This window comes from Myxococcus sp. CA056, from assembly GCF_013336715.1.
In the GTDB taxonomy this organism is placed as follows: Bacteria; Myxococcota; Myxococcia; order Myxococcales; family Myxococcaceae; genus Myxococcus; species Myxococcus llanfairpwllgwyngyllgogerychwyrndrobwllllantysiliogogogochensis.
Genome location: NZ_JABUMT010000003.1, coordinates 528,316 through 541,740, shown reverse-complemented (window position 1 = coordinate 541,740; position 13,425 = coordinate 528,316). Strand labels below are relative to the sequence as shown.

Below are 13,425 nucleotides of genomic sequence, written 5' to 3'. Positions count from 1 at the left end.
GGATGTGGGGGCGTGGATGCGTTGACGGGGATCCACCTGTCCCCTACCTTCGCGCGCCCGTACCCGGCCTGGCCGAAGGGCTCGGGCCCGCCGCCATGACGCACCGGACGCACAACGAAGTCTCCGAAGGGCGCCCCGCGCCGCAAGAGGGAGACTCCGTCCGAGAGCTTCACGTCGAGTACGACGATGCTCCCGTCCCGCCACCGTCCTCGCGTTCCAGTGCGTCTACGCGACAGCTCCCACACGCGGACCCGACCGACGACGTATCCTCGACTCCCGCCTCCGTCCTGGACCCGACGGAGGACATCCCCCGGTCGCCCAATCCGTTGCTGGCCCTTTCCCGCTCGAAAGGCCGGAGCCCGAAGCCCGCCGCGCCTCTCGCCGAGTCCTCGACACCCGATGAGCCGCCCGCCCGCGACGTGGCCGCGCCCACCGACGTCACCACGTCCGAGCGCGAGGTCATGCAGGCCGCCGTGGCGACCGGAAAACGCCGCGAGGCCTGGCGCCCTCCCGCCTATCTCCCCGATGACCTGAGCGACGCGCTCCTGTCCGAGCGCAGCCAGTACCGCGCGAAGCTGCTGCAAGACGTCCGTCAGGTCAGCCTCCAGGGCCCGAGTGTCATCTCCCTGGTCCCCGTGCCCGCCGCCGACCCGGACTGGTCCGGTGGCTCCCTGCTCGGCTTCCTGGGCGAGGAGTGCGTCTTCGGCGGCGACGTCGTCCACCTCGACTTCGAGTCCGGCCGAGTCTTCGCCGCTCCCGAGCACGGCGATGACGTGGACCGCCGCGCCCTCTCCGCCGAGCGCTGGTGCTACCGGCCCTATGACTTCGCGGAGGCGCTTTGCACGGCCGCCTCGGCCTACGAGGAGCGACAGCCCGCGCTCACCCAGGCCCTGCGTCGCGCCAGCGGCGAAGAGCCCGCCACGGAGGTTCGCGCCCAGCACGCGGAGTTGATGCCCGCCGACCGCCTGTGGGCCCAGCCCTGGGGCTGCATCTGGGGCCCTCCCGGCACCGGCAAGACGACGGCCATCGCGGACCTCATCGCCCGCGCCCTGCGCGCCTTCCCCGGGGAGCGCATCCTCGCCGTCGCTCCCACCAACCGCGCGGCGGACGAACTGGTCCTTCGCGTCAGCGCGCTCCTGGAGCGCGAGCCCATCCCCCTGCGCCCCCTGGCGCGCAGCATCTTCCGGGGTGGCACCGGCGCCAGTGACGCGCTGGCGAAGCTTCCCACCGTCACACTCGAGGACACCAAGGGCGGCAAGCTGCGCGCGAGCATCGAGGAGCGCGAGCGCGAGCTGTACCTCCAACGTGTCCGAGGCGGCCCCGCGCACGAACTCGCCAAACTCCAGGCGGAGCTGCGCGGCCTGCGCGGGAAGATGAAGGACCCCACGCTCAAGGAAGCGGAGAAGGGCGACTGCCCGCTCATGGTCCTCACCGTGCACCGCGCCCTGCGTCTGGTGTCGGAGCTGGAAGGCAAGAGCACCTTCGCGCGACTGGTAGTGGACGAGGCCGGCATGGTGACTCGCGCCGCCACCGCGCTGATGGCGCCGCTCGCCGAGCGCGTGACGCTCGCCGGAGACCCCAAGCAGATTGGCCCCGTGTCTCGCGCCGCCGAAGGCGCCGGACGCGGCACCCAGAAGTGGTTGCGAGCCAGCGGCCTGTCCCACCTGGAGGATGCCGTGAAGGACGCCGCGCGGGCGGACGTCCTGCTGCTGCGCACCCAGCACCGCATGCACCCGGACATCGCCCGCGTCGTGAGCCACTTCTGCTACGGCGGCGCGCTGGAGGACGGTGACATCGTCAAGGCCCGCGCGCAGAAGGCCCCGCCCGTGCCCGCGTTCGCAGCTACGCGCGCCGGCTGGGTGGTGCTCGACGGCCTCAGCCGAGATCCGAAGCGCCTCACCCACGGCCGGGGCGAGACAGGCTCCGGCTACCAGCGAGAGCTGTCCGCCGAGCTGGCCGTGTCGCTTGCCCGTGAGGCCGTGCGCGCGGGCCTCAGCGTCCTGTGTGTCACGCCCTATCGCGCCCAGGCCGCGCTCCTGCGCAGACTGGGCACGTCCGCCGGGTTTCGCGGTGACGCCTTCAGCGCGTCCACCATCCACCGCCAACAGGGCACCCAGTACGACGTCGTGCTGGTGGACACCGTGGCCGGAGGCCGTCCCTTTCCTCCGCACACGCTGGTGCCCATGCTCAACGTGGCCGCCAGCCGCGCGCGCGACTACCTGCTGGTGCTCGCCTCTCGCGACGAGGCCCGGGGCGCCACCATCCCCCAGCGCTTCCTGTCGCTGCTGCCGCGCCTGAAGGTCCACCCCGGCACGCCGCTTCGCCTGGAGCCGCTGCCCATGCCGCAGCAGCCCCAGCAACCTCCACCCCCACCTCCACCCAGCGCACCGGCCACCCTGGGCGGTGAAATCGAGGGCTCTCGCCCCACGCGGCCCCTCTTCACTCAAGAGCAGGTGTCCCTCTTCGAGCGGCGCTTCGACGACGGCCACCACCTGGTGCGCGGCGTGGCCGGCAGCGGCAAGACCTTTGTCCTGGCCCATTGGGTGGCGCGCTACCTGCTGGAGCACGAGGACACGCGGGTGCTCGTGTCCTTCTTCAACCGCGCGCTCGCGCCCCTGGTGGACAAGCTGCTGATGGAGGCAATCATCCAGCGCGCCGGCCGGGTGCGCGCACGCGAGCTGCGAGCCCGGGTGATGGTGAAGCACGTGGGGGCGCTGCGCCGCGTGGAGCCCGCGTCCTTCGACGGCGTCTTCGTGGACGAGGCGCAGGACATGGATGCTCGCGCGCTGGCCATGCTCCACGCGCTGGTGCTCCCGCACACGCTGGCGGACGGACGAGAGGTGCGCTGTCTCCAGTTGTTCATGGATGACTCGCAGAACGTCTACGGACAGGTGCCCATCGACTCCCTCAAGGAGCAGCTCCCGGAGGGGCTGTCGTTCCGGGGCCGCACCCGCGTCCTCAAGGAGACCTTCCGCGCCACCCGCGACATCCTCGACGTCGCCTTCAACGTGGTGCTGGACCCGCTGCGCCAGCACGCCACCAGCGACCCTGGCATGCGCGAGTACATGAAGGCGGGAGAGCTGGCCCGCGAGGGGCTCCTGTGGCTGCCCGAGGAGACGCTGGAGGGCCTGTACCGCGTGCAGTCCACCGAGCGCGGCGGCGTGCTGCCCCAGGTGCGCGGCTTCGCCTCCGGCGCCAGCGAGGCCCGGCAGGTGGCGAAGGAGGTGGCACGCCTCATTCGCGACGAGGGGGTCCATCCCGGAGACATCCTCGTCGTCGCGCCCGTGATGCCGTCGCAATACACGGAGGCCCTCAACCGCGCGGGAGTGCCCGCGCATGCCTACGGCGGCAAGGGTGGCCGCGACGTGACGGACTTCCGGGTGAGTGGCGTGGACCACGTGCGCGCCACCACCGTGTTCTCCTGCAAGGGGCACGAGTGCCCCATCGTCTTCTTCGCGGGCCTGGACGCGCTGGACACCGTGGAGAACTGGATGGCTGGCGCCCGGGAGCGCAACGCCCGGGAGAACGAACGCATCCGCCGCGCCATGTTCTACGTGGGCGCCACTCGCGCGATGAAGCGCCAGTACCTCACCGGTGTCCGGGGCGCGCGCTTCCTGCGAGTGGCCACGTCCTACGTGGAGACGCTCGCCGGGCTGTCGCCCACCGTGGATGCGGGCGGCAAGCGCCCCTGAAACGACGAAGGCCCCGGCGCCGCTTCCTCGCGGTGCCGGAGCCTCCTGGTGCCGTGGTGCTCGCTCGGGACTACCGCTGGGCGGGCCCGTCCACGCGCGGCACTGTCGTCACGGTGGGAATGCCGACATGCCGCGTGGACCAGAAGGCCAGGCCGGCCAGTCGCAGCACCTTCTCCTTGAGGCTCTGGTGGCCCGTGGGGTCGCCGCCGCCGCCCGACACGCCACCCGGGTCACCGTCGTTCAGGTCCGCCAGGTTCAGACAGCCCTCCTTCTCGTCCTTGGGCTTGCAGTCGGTGAGCACCTCGACGGTGCCGACATTCTTCGGCGCGGGGGGAGGGGCCTGCTGCATCGACGACGTGGGGGCGCCTTCCTCGGACGCGGGCGCGTCCAGCGCGCTTCGGGACGAGGCGGGCACGTGGTTCGTCTGGCTGACGATTTCGTTGCGGCTCACGTCGACGGTGAAGAGGGTGGCGCGGTCGGGATTCGTCCTGTCCCGCAGGATGACGCGGACGAGCGCCCCTTCGGGCGCGCTGCGCTGAATCTGCTGGGTCGAAGGAACCGTTTCGACGTGGCGGCACGCCGCGACGCTCAGCAGCAGGGGGACCAACAGGAGGCTTTTCTTCATGATGACTTGGAGCTCGGGGTCGAAAGGAGACGACTATTCGAAGAGGAGCACCTGGCGGACCCAGGCACTCCCCCGACTGCGAAGCCAGTCCTGGCGTGCATCACGCAGGACGAGGGCTGCGGGGATTCCCGCGCGAATGCGCTCCAGCACCGGCTCGAAGAAGGCGGACGCCTCGGTGTCGGGAATCTCCTGGGTGGCGGCGAGCACCGCTCGCGCGCCGGCCTCCACGAACGCCACGGGCAACCCAAACGTTTCGTGGAAGTAGGTCGTGCTGTGCGCGGCATGGCAGGCCGCGAGCAGCACCACGGGCCGCCCCAGGAGCCGCTGCCCCTGGACGTCGGCGGCCGTCAGCGCATAGCGCCCGCCCTGCTCCTCGGGAGAGAGCACGAGCAGGGAACCGTCGGCGACATGCGGGTCGACGACGCCGTGGGCGTGAATCTGCACCTCGGTGGCCTCGTGCATCGCCAGGAGCACCTGGGTCGGCGTGGCCGAGGCCCCCTTCAGGGTCGACAGCGAGCTGTCCTCCGCAGCCGGAGGACTCCAGGCGCGCAGCGATGGCAGGCGCAGCTCCGCGGGCGCATTCACGTCGGCCACGACGAGCCGGCGCTGGGCATGTGGCGAGGACGCCGGGGGCGGCGGGGCCACGCGGTACGTCCAGGCGAGGTCCGGCGGCAGCAACCCGGGCTTGCCCAGGACGGGCGGGCGCGCCAGCACGTCCACGCTGGGACAGTCCCGCAGCGCGTCCACGAGCTTCGCGGGCACCAGGCCCTCGACGCCTTCCAGGCGCTGGCGGCGATCCGCGTCGTAGTGACCGAGGAGCCGTCCGGATGCATCCCGGGCCACCAGGGCCGTGCGCTCGTCATCCACCGTGACACCCAGCGCGCAGCGCTCGGGCAGCGCCAGCGAGCGCTCCTCGGCGAAGAGGGCGAGCGCCTTCTCCAGCTCTCCGTGGTGGGCCGCGTCCAGGATGAGCGACGTGTAGCTGTAGACTCGCGCCTTGCGCGCGGTCACATCCGAGGCGAGCAGCGGCGCCGCCTCGGTGATGGCCTGACGCAGCAGGGCCTGTCCCCGGCGCCGGTCCTGCTCGACGAAGAAGCGCCCTTCGATGTGGCGCAGCATGGGGCCATCCCCCGCGGCCTCCAGCGACGCGGGCGTCGTGCGAATCGCCGCCAGTCCGCGCGTGAGGAGGTCCGCGTCCATGTCGCTTCGGGCGTGGGTATGCGCCAGGTCCGCGATGACGAAGGCCCGCGCCAGGGACGGAGGACGGCCGCACTTCGCCGCGCGGTCCAACTGCTCCCGGGCGCCCGCGAAGTCGAAGGTGCGGTAGTACGCGAGCGCGAGGTTCGCGTAGGGCAGCTCATGGTCCTCGCACCGCTCCGGCGTGCGCAGGATGGCTTCCTCCATGTACGCGCGGGCCAACGACAGGTCCCCATGGAAGATGGCCACCTGTCCCAGCTCCTGGATGAGTCGGAACTCCTTGGACCACTCCCGGCCACCGCGCGCGCGCGCGAGCGCCGCGAGTCCGTGCGTCCGCGCCTCCACGGGGCGGTGGAGCTGCCGCTCCACCAGGGAGAGATTCCGCAGGAGCTCCAGGCAGCGATAGCTGAAGCGTTGCTCGGAGTCGCAGGTTCGCAGGGCCACGGTCAATCGCGTCAGGGCCCGCGGCGCTTGTCCTCGCTGGAGGTCCGCCTTCGCCTGACGCTCCTCGGCCAGCAGGGCGAACCAGGGGTCCTTCGTGGCCAGCGCGAGCGCGCGGTACTCCTCCTCGTGCTGACGCGGGTCCGACACGAAGAGCAGCGCGCCCAGCAGGATGTCCTCCTGCTGCGCCTCGCGCAGCTTCGCAATCAGCGTGTCCCTCGCCGCCGGTGCCAGCTCGCCTCGAGTGAGGCGGACGTATTCCTTCGCCAGGGGCGCGCGCGCCTCGAAGTCCACCCGCGCGGCGCGGCGCAGGGCGTCTTCCAGATGCGTGCCTCCGTCGACGCGGTCCAACTGGACGGCGAGTGGACGCAGGGACTCCACGCGCTCGGCGAGGGTGGCGGTGCGCAGGGCATCGTAGAAGCACAGGCGGGACAGGCCCGGGTGGCGCGCCACCTCCGCCGGCGAAAGCACACCACCTCCGAGCACCATGTCATCGCAGCGCTGCTTGGCGCCCTTCCAGCCCTTGCGCTGTTCTTCTTCCTGACGCCGCAGCTCCGTGGCGCGTTGCGCGGCCTCATCGCTCCAGCCGGGCTCCTTCATCGCCGCCACCCGGTCGAAGGCCTCCGCGGCTTGCAGCGACAGGCCCAGGGCCTTGAGCGCGAGTCCCCGGTTCCACAGGGCCTGCACATGTTCGGGCCGCTGCTTCAGCGCGCGGTCCGCCAGCGCCAGGGCTTCCTCGGGGGCGCCTCGCTGAAGCGCCAGCGCGGCGCGGTCCGAGTCCAGGTCCGGCGATGCGTCCAGCTTGTCCAGGAAGGCGCCAGCCTGGGCCGGGTCTCCGCGCAGCAGGTACGCGGAGGCGATGCCTCGCTCGTCTCCGGCCTCCTCCAGCTTCGCCAGCTCTCGCAGCGACAGCGCGCGGGGCTTGTCGCCGCCACTGCGCATCACCTCGTAGGGGCGGTGCCGGTCCGCGCCCGGATGGGTCAACCGGGCCTCCAAGGTGCGCCCGGGCGTCTGCCCCAGCCACAGTTCGGAAGAGTCCGTCGACGAAGCCGGCCGCGTCACGAGCACCCACGCCGCCAGGCCCGCGGCCAGCGCCAGCGGCACCACCATCATCCAGGTCCTTCGCCGCTTCAGCAGGGACGGGGGACGCACGAAGGGGAGCGTGTCACCGGAGGCGTGCAGTGCGTCGTCCGCGATGAGCTCCAGGGCGAGCAGCTCCTTCATCCGCGCCTCACACGCGTGGCAGCGGGTCAGGTGGTGGCGGAAGTTCTCCGCGTCCACCGGCGCCAGCTCGCCGTCGATGAAGGTCTCCAGTGTGTCGCACAGCTCATTCATGGTCTGGCCCTGCCCTCACTCGAGGCGGCGCCGGGGGCCAGCAGCCCTCGCAGAGCCTGCCGCGCCTCGCTGAGCCACCGCCCCACTGTTCCTTCGGGCGCATCCAACTGCCGCGCGATGGCCCGATATCGAAGTCCGGCCACGTGCAGCCGGTACGCCTCCCTCAATTGCGGTGGCCGGAGCTGCTCGATGGCGCGCTGGAAGTCATCCCGAGTGACCTGCTCCCATTGCTCCAGCGGCACCGGCTCCCCGGTCACCTCCTGGTCCTGCACCACGCGCAACGACGGTGCCCCCAACACCTCCGTGCGTCTGCGCCGGCAGTGGTCCAGGAAGCGGTTGCTCAGCGTGGTGCTCAGCCACACGCTCACCGCGCCCGGGTTCTCCGCCACCAACCGGTCGAAGTTCCGGTAGGCGCGCTCGAGTGTTTCCTGCACCAGGTCCTCCGGGTCGATTCCACCCCCGGAGCACAGTCGTCGCGCAAGACGCAGCAGTCCCGGCCGTCGCGAGCGTGCAAAAGCATCGAACTGGCGGTGCTGCCCGTCGTCCATCGTGGCGCGAACCCCTACACCCATCTTCTCATGTCGTTCCACCGGTGGAGCGCCCCCTCCGCTCGTTTGAACGTGGCGGGGAAAATCCCTTCGGTCGGGAACTCGTGACGCGGCGCGTTGCGGGTGGGTGCGGGTATGCCCCCCCTGGGTCAACCTCGCAGGGAGGCGACGATTGCGGGCCAGTCCGTCCCGGGAGGGAGGCGGCCTTCGGCGTGTTCGGGCCGTCCGCCGCCCCGTCCCCCAGCGGCCTCGGCGGCCCGTTTCAGGAAGGCGCCGCAGCCGAAGGTGGAGGTGGCCCCCCGGGAGATGAGCACGCAGAGGCCGTCGGGTGCGCGGCCCGCGAGGAACACCACCGCGTCGGGTCGGGAGGTGAGGCGGGTGGCCACGGCGCGCAGCTGCTCGGGGCCGGCGCCATCCAGTACGGCGACGACGTGTTTGTCGGCGGAGGCGTCCAACCGGGCGGCGAGCTCCACGGCGGTGTGCTCGGCCAGGCGCGCGCGGGCGGCGCCCAGGGCCTCGCGGGCCTCGGTCAGCTCCCGGCGCAGCTTCTCCACCACGGTGGGCACTTCCGAGGGGCCGCAGGTGAAGGCCCGCCCCATGGCGCGCAGCGTGCCCGCCTCGTCCCACAGCTCGCGCCGCGCGCGCGGGCCCGCGGAGAAGAGGACGCGGCCCTTGACCTTGTAGCGCTCCACGCCCAGCACCCGCACCATGCCCACCTGTCCGGTGCGAGTGCAGTGGGTGCCTCCGCAGGGGGACACGTCGAAGTCGCCCACCTGGATGACGCGGATGTTGTCCGTCACCTTGGGGGCGCGGCGCAGGGGCAGCGCGGCGAGCTCCTCGGGCGTGGGGAAGAAGGCGCGGATGGGGAGGTCGGCGTCGATGATGGCGTTGACGTGCGCCTCGGCCTCGGCGACCCGCTGCTCGTCCAGGGTGTCCTGGTCCGTGTCGATGGTGCACGTGGCGCCCAGTCGCGAGGACACGGTGGCCGCGCCCGCGATATCCAGCAGCGCGCGCGACAGCATGTGCTGGCCGGTGTGCAGCGACATGTGCGCGCGCCGGCGCTCCGCCTCCACCACGCCCGCCAGCTCCATGCCGGGTGCGGGCAGCGGGCTTGTCCCCGAGACGTCCAGCAGGTGATGCACCGTGCCGTCGTCATCCACCTGCACGTCGCGCACGGCCAGACCTCCGAGCACGCCGTGGTCGGCCATCTGTCCACCCGCCTCCGGATAGAAGGCCGTGCGGTCCAGCACCACGGAGGTCGCGCCATTCCACGTGCCGTGGGCGACGACGCGCGCGGTGAAGTGGTGGAGGAACGGGTCGTCGAAATAGAGGCGCTCGGTGGACATGGTGCGCGGGAAATAACACGCCGCTGAAACTCGCGCGGCGCTGCTGTCACTCTGGTTCGCGAGGGCGACGAGCCCCGCGACGCCCGGTCCCCGAGCAGGAGGCCCGGCGTCCCCATCCACACCCAAGCGAGGTCCTCCCATGAAGTCCCGGGTCTCCGCCATCATGGCGGCCGCCGTCCTGTTGTCTTCGTTCACTCCCGCCTTCGCCCACGAGCCTTCCCCGTCGTGTGACGGCAAGTGCCCCAAGTCGAAGCCGGGCTCTGTCGACAACACCCTCATCGCCGCCACGCCGCGCGCGGACGCTCCGTCGCTGGGGCCGAGGAGCGCGTCGGTGACGGTGGAGGTGTGGTCCGACTTCGAGTGCCCCTTCTGTGCGCGGGGCGCGTCCGTCATCGCGGGCCTGCGCGAGCGGTACGGCGACAAGATTCGCATCGTCTTCCGGCACATGCCCCTGCCGACCCATGCGGACGCGAAGGTGGCGGCCGCCGCGTCCATGGCGGCGCACGAGCAGGGGAAGTTCTGGGAGATGCACGACGTGCTCTTCGAGAACCAGCGCTCGTTGGACCGGGCCTCGCTGGAGAAGTACGCGAAGGCGCTGGGGCTGGACCTGGAGCGCTTCCGCAAGGCGCTCGACACGAAGGCGTGGAACAACTACGTGGAGGCGGACTTCGTGGAGGCGCAGCGCCGGGGCATCGCCGGCACGCCCACCTTCTTCATCAACGGCACCGGGGTGATGGGCGCCCAGCCGCTGGACGTCTTCGCCGGCCACATCGACGCCGCGTTGAAGCGCTGAGTCTGGCGCGTCACTTCGCGCCGCGTCGTCAGGCTGGGTCCCACTCGACGCGCAATTGTCGGGGGCCCCGGTGCAGGAAGTTGGGCACGTAGGTGATGGCGTTGCCCGGTGCCAGTCGCAGGCCGGGCAACCGCTTCAGCAATTGCTCCATGGCCACGCGCACCTCCATGCGGGCCAGGGGCGCGCCGATGCAGTAGTGGATGCCCAGGCCGAAGCCCAGGTGCTTGCCCAGGTCCGAGCGCAAGGGGTCGCCCCGCTCGGGCGCGTGGAACGCGGCGCCGTCGCGGTTGGCGGAGGCGTAGAGGACGAGCACTCGCGCGCCCTGGGGCACCTCCACGTCGCCCACCTTCACCGCGCGCCGCGTGGTGCGCATCATTGCTTGCACAGGGGCGTCCAGCCGCAGCGTCTCTTCAATCGCGCGGGGGATGCGGGCGGGTTCCTCACTCAGCTCGCGCAGCCGCTCCGGCTCCTTCAGCACCCACGCGAGCAGGTTGCCCAGCAGGTTCGCCGTCGTCTCGTGGCCGGCGAAGTGCAGCATGGCCAGCAGGCTGATGAGCTCCACGTCGCTCAGGGGCGGGGTGTCCTCGTGGCGCGCCTCGATGAGGGCGCTGATGAGGTCGTCCCTCGGTGCGAGTCGCCGCTCTGCGATGTGGCCCGCCAGGTACTTCTGGATGGAGACGAGCCCGCGCGCGCACTCCACCTGTCGGGCCACGGGCGCGTTGCCCGCGGACAGGAGCGACAGGTCCTCCGTCCACCGCTTCAGCCGCTCCAAATCCGAGTCCGGCAGGCCGAGGATGGCGCCGATGACGCGCGCGGGGAGCGGATAGCCGAGCTTCTCCACCAGGTCCGCGCGGCCGTCGCGAGCAAAGCCATCCAGGAGCTCCGTGGCGATGGCGTGAATCCGGGGCTCCATCGCGCTCAGGCGGTGCGGGGCCAGGGCCTTGGTGACGATGACGCGCATGCGCGTGTGGTTGGGCGGGTCGTCGTCCACCAGCGCCGGAACCTGGGGATAGCCCTCCGCGAGCGCTGCGAGCACCTCGGGCGCGGGCGGCACGGGGTTCTTGAAGGCGTTGGCGGAGAGGAAGTCCTCCGGGTTGAGCACCACCGCCTTCACGTCCTCATGCCGGGAGACCACCCACAGGTGCATCTCCTCGCTGAAGTGGACGGGCGCCTCCTGGCGCAGCCGGGCATAGAGCGGGTACGGGTCCTCCACGTGGTGGGGCTCGAAGCGGCTGACGAACGTGGGCGGCGAGGACGGGGACATGCGGCGGACTCGATTCTCCGGCGGGGCGCTTCAGGCCGCGTCCGGACGGGGCTTCGTCGAGGGGGGCGTCAGGGGCCCATCGGAGAGGTCGGGCAGACGCAGACCCAGAGGAGGAACTCGAGGCAGGCGGACGGTGAAGCAGGTGCCATTCCGGGGAGCGCTCTCCACGTGGATGCGGCCCTGGTGCGAGGTGATGATGCCGTGCACCACGGCGAGCCCCATGCCCGTGCCCTCGCCCGCGGGCTTGGTGGTGAAGAAGGGCTGGAAGAGCCTGGCCTGCACCTCGGGCGTCATGCCGATGCCCGAGTCGCGCACGCACAGCACTGCCTCGTCCGCCTCCATGCGCGTGGACAGTTGGATGCGGCCACCGTCGGGCATGGCCTGCGCCGCGTTCATGAGCAGGTTCACCACCACCTGCGCGAGCTGTCCGGGGCGCCCCAGCAAGCGCGGCAGGTCCGCCAGCGTCACCTCCACCTCGCAGCGCGACTGCACCTGGGTGCGGGTGATGCGCAGCGCGACGGCGATCTCCTCGTTGAGGTCGTACTCCTCCAGCGCCCCCGGGTCCCCGCGCGCGAAGCGCCGCAGGTCCGAGACGATGGCGACGACGCGGCGGATGCCGTCCGCGGTGGCGGGCAGCACGTCGTCCACGTACTCCCGCAGCTCCGGGGGCAGTGGCTGCAGGGCGCGCAGGTCCATGATCAGCGCGTTCACGTTGCTCTTCACGTAGCTCATGGGGTTGTTGATTTCGTGCGCCACGCCCGCCGCCAGCATGCCCAGGCTGGACAGCCGCTCCTGCTCGCGCGCGCGGCGGTGGGCCACCTCCAACTGCGCGTGCGCCTGGGCCAGCTTCTCGTGCTGGTGCGCCAGTCCCCGCAGGGCATGGTGCGTGAGGAAGACCCGGCCCTCGGAGATGAGGTACGTGAGCACGGACAGCAGCACGAAGCAGGCGGGGAGCAGCGGCGGGCACCCGTCCCAGAGCGCAGCTCCCGCCACCAGCACCAGCAGCAACCCCAGCCGGAGTCGCGCGCCCGAGTCCGCGAAGTAGTCCACCCACAGCGCGTTGAGCGGCAGGTACAGCCACACGGGCAGGGCCCAGTCGCTCGCCATGCCGTAGAAGACGGTGGCCAGCATGTTCATCGTGAAGCGCCCGGCCTCCACGACGCGGGTGTGGCGCGAGAAGAAGTTGCGTGCGAGGACCTGGTTGGCCGTCGTCACCGCCGCGAAGCCCGCCGTCACCATGAGGATGGTGCCCCACTGTCCCCAGAGGCTGGAGACGAGCAGGCCATGGATGAGGAGGCACGCCAGGAGGGTGAACCGCTTGAGCCGGCTGTTCACCCAGTCCGCGTCGATTTCGTTGTCGATGGGCTCCGCGGACGGAGTCGGGGTCATGCCTCTCCGAGCCCCCGTCGGACGACGGGCGTCGGCTCCGCCCGCATCGGCAGCTCCAGCCGCAGGCGCTGGGGACCGCCCACCTCCGCGACGAAGGACAGCCGTCCGCCGAAGCGCTCCAGCAGGCCCCCGACGACCTTCAGGCTGTCATCCGCCAGCAGGCCCGCGAAGCGCTCGATGATGGACACGGCCTGCTCCGCCGGGAACGAAGGGTCCGCCACCTGCACCTTCAGCACGAGCGCCGCGTCCGTCGGGCTCACCTCGGCGCTGACCCCCTGGTGCGCTGAGCGGAACGGAGCGTAGAGCTGGGCGAGCGTCTCGCGATGGCGCAGAAGGCCTGACAGGTACGTCACCAGCTCCGCGTCGTCCCAGGGCTTGCTGATGAACCGACAGATTTCGCCTTCGTTCACCGAGGCCACCACCGACTTGAAGTCGGCGTAGCCCGAGATGATGAGCCGCAGCGCGAGCGGATGGCTGCGCTTGATTCGTTGCAGCAGCTCGCTGCCCGTCATCCCCGGCATCCGGAAGTCCGTCAGGACGATGTCCGGACTGAAGCCCTTGAGCCGCTCCAGGGCCTCCTCTCCGTTGAACGCGAGCTGGACGTCGAAACCCTCGCGCCGCAGCAGCCGCCTCAAGGCGTGTGCCACCTGCGGCTCGTCGTCCACCACCAGCACCTTGTATGCTTCCATGACGCCTTGCTCCTCTGGCGCGGCACTCTAGTACGGGGTCCCGGAGAAAGTGTCAGGACCTGAATACTGGGTCACACCTGCACCTGCTACAGAGTGGGAGTCCCCG

The 13,425-nt window shown here is 71.1% G+C and carries 9 protein-coding genes; 2 read left to right on the top strand and 7 right to left on the bottom strand.

Features of this window, described 5'->3' with window-relative positions:
- The first annotated feature begins 95 nt into the window (after positions 1 to 95).
- Entirely contained in the window at positions 96 to 3,692 is a 3,597-nt protein-coding gene (locus HUA76_RS16650) for an AAA family ATPase (protein WP_174461433.1), read from the top strand.
- Positions 3,693 to 3,762: 70 nt separating this feature from the next.
- On the opposite strand, the gene HUA76_RS16645 is transcribed toward HUA76_RS16650, so the two are convergent.
- From HUA76_RS16645 to HUA76_RS16630, 4 genes are all read right to left on the bottom strand, one after another.
- Complete coding sequence (locus tag HUA76_RS16645) at positions 3,763 to 4,317, bottom strand: hypothetical protein (RefSeq protein ID WP_174461432.1); 555 nt, start codon at positions 4,315 to 4,317, stop codon at positions 3,763 to 3,765.
- Positions 4,318 to 4,350: 33 nt separating this feature from the next.
- The gene (locus HUA76_RS16640; RefSeq protein WP_174461431.1) at positions 4,351 to 7,290 is read right to left on the bottom strand and encodes a CHAT domain-containing protein; all 2,940 of its coding nucleotides are present in this window, start codon (positions 7,288 to 7,290) and stop codon (positions 4,351 to 4,353) included.
- The gene (locus tag HUA76_RS16635) at positions 7,287 to 7,880 is read right to left on the bottom strand and encodes an RNA polymerase sigma factor (protein WP_371745478.1); all 594 of its coding nucleotides are present in this window, start codon (positions 7,878 to 7,880) and stop codon (positions 7,287 to 7,289) included. The genes HUA76_RS16640 and HUA76_RS16635 overlap by 4 nt, the downstream gene beginning before the upstream one ends.
- 107 nt (positions 7,881 to 7,987) lie before the next feature.
- On the bottom strand, positions 7,988 to 9,184 hold the full coding sequence (locus HUA76_RS16630; RefSeq protein WP_174461430.1) for an alanyl-tRNA editing protein: 1,197 nt from the start codon (positions 9,182 to 9,184) through the stop codon (positions 7,988 to 7,990).
- A gap of 139 nt (positions 9,185 to 9,323) precedes the next feature.
- Here HUA76_RS16630 and HUA76_RS16625 point away from each other — a divergent pair, with 139 nt between their 5' ends.
- Entirely contained in the window at positions 9,324 to 9,977 is a 654-nt protein-coding gene (locus HUA76_RS16625; protein WP_174453210.1) for a DsbA family protein, read from the top strand.
- A gap of 28 nt (positions 9,978 to 10,005) precedes the next feature.
- On the opposite strand, the gene HUA76_RS16620 is transcribed toward HUA76_RS16625, so the two are convergent.
- From HUA76_RS16620 to HUA76_RS16610, 3 genes are read right to left on the bottom strand one after another with little or no spacing between them, the layout of a single operon-like run.
- Complete coding sequence (locus HUA76_RS16620) at positions 10,006 to 11,241, bottom strand: cytochrome P450 (protein ID WP_174461429.1); 1,236 nt, start codon at positions 11,239 to 11,241, stop codon at positions 10,006 to 10,008.
- A 30-nt stretch (positions 11,242 to 11,271) separates the two neighbouring features.
- Positions 11,272 to 12,630, bottom strand: coding sequence for a sensor histidine kinase (locus HUA76_RS16615; RefSeq protein WP_174453212.1), 1,359 nt, complete (start codon positions 12,628 to 12,630; stop codon positions 11,272 to 11,274).
- A complete protein-coding gene (locus HUA76_RS16610) occupies positions 12,627 to 13,319 on the bottom strand; it encodes a response regulator (protein WP_141645062.1) in 693 nt (230 codons plus the stop codon). Before HUA76_RS16610 ends, HUA76_RS16615 begins: the two co-directional genes overlap by 4 nt.
- Between the last annotated feature and the right edge of the window lie 106 nt (positions 13,320 to 13,425).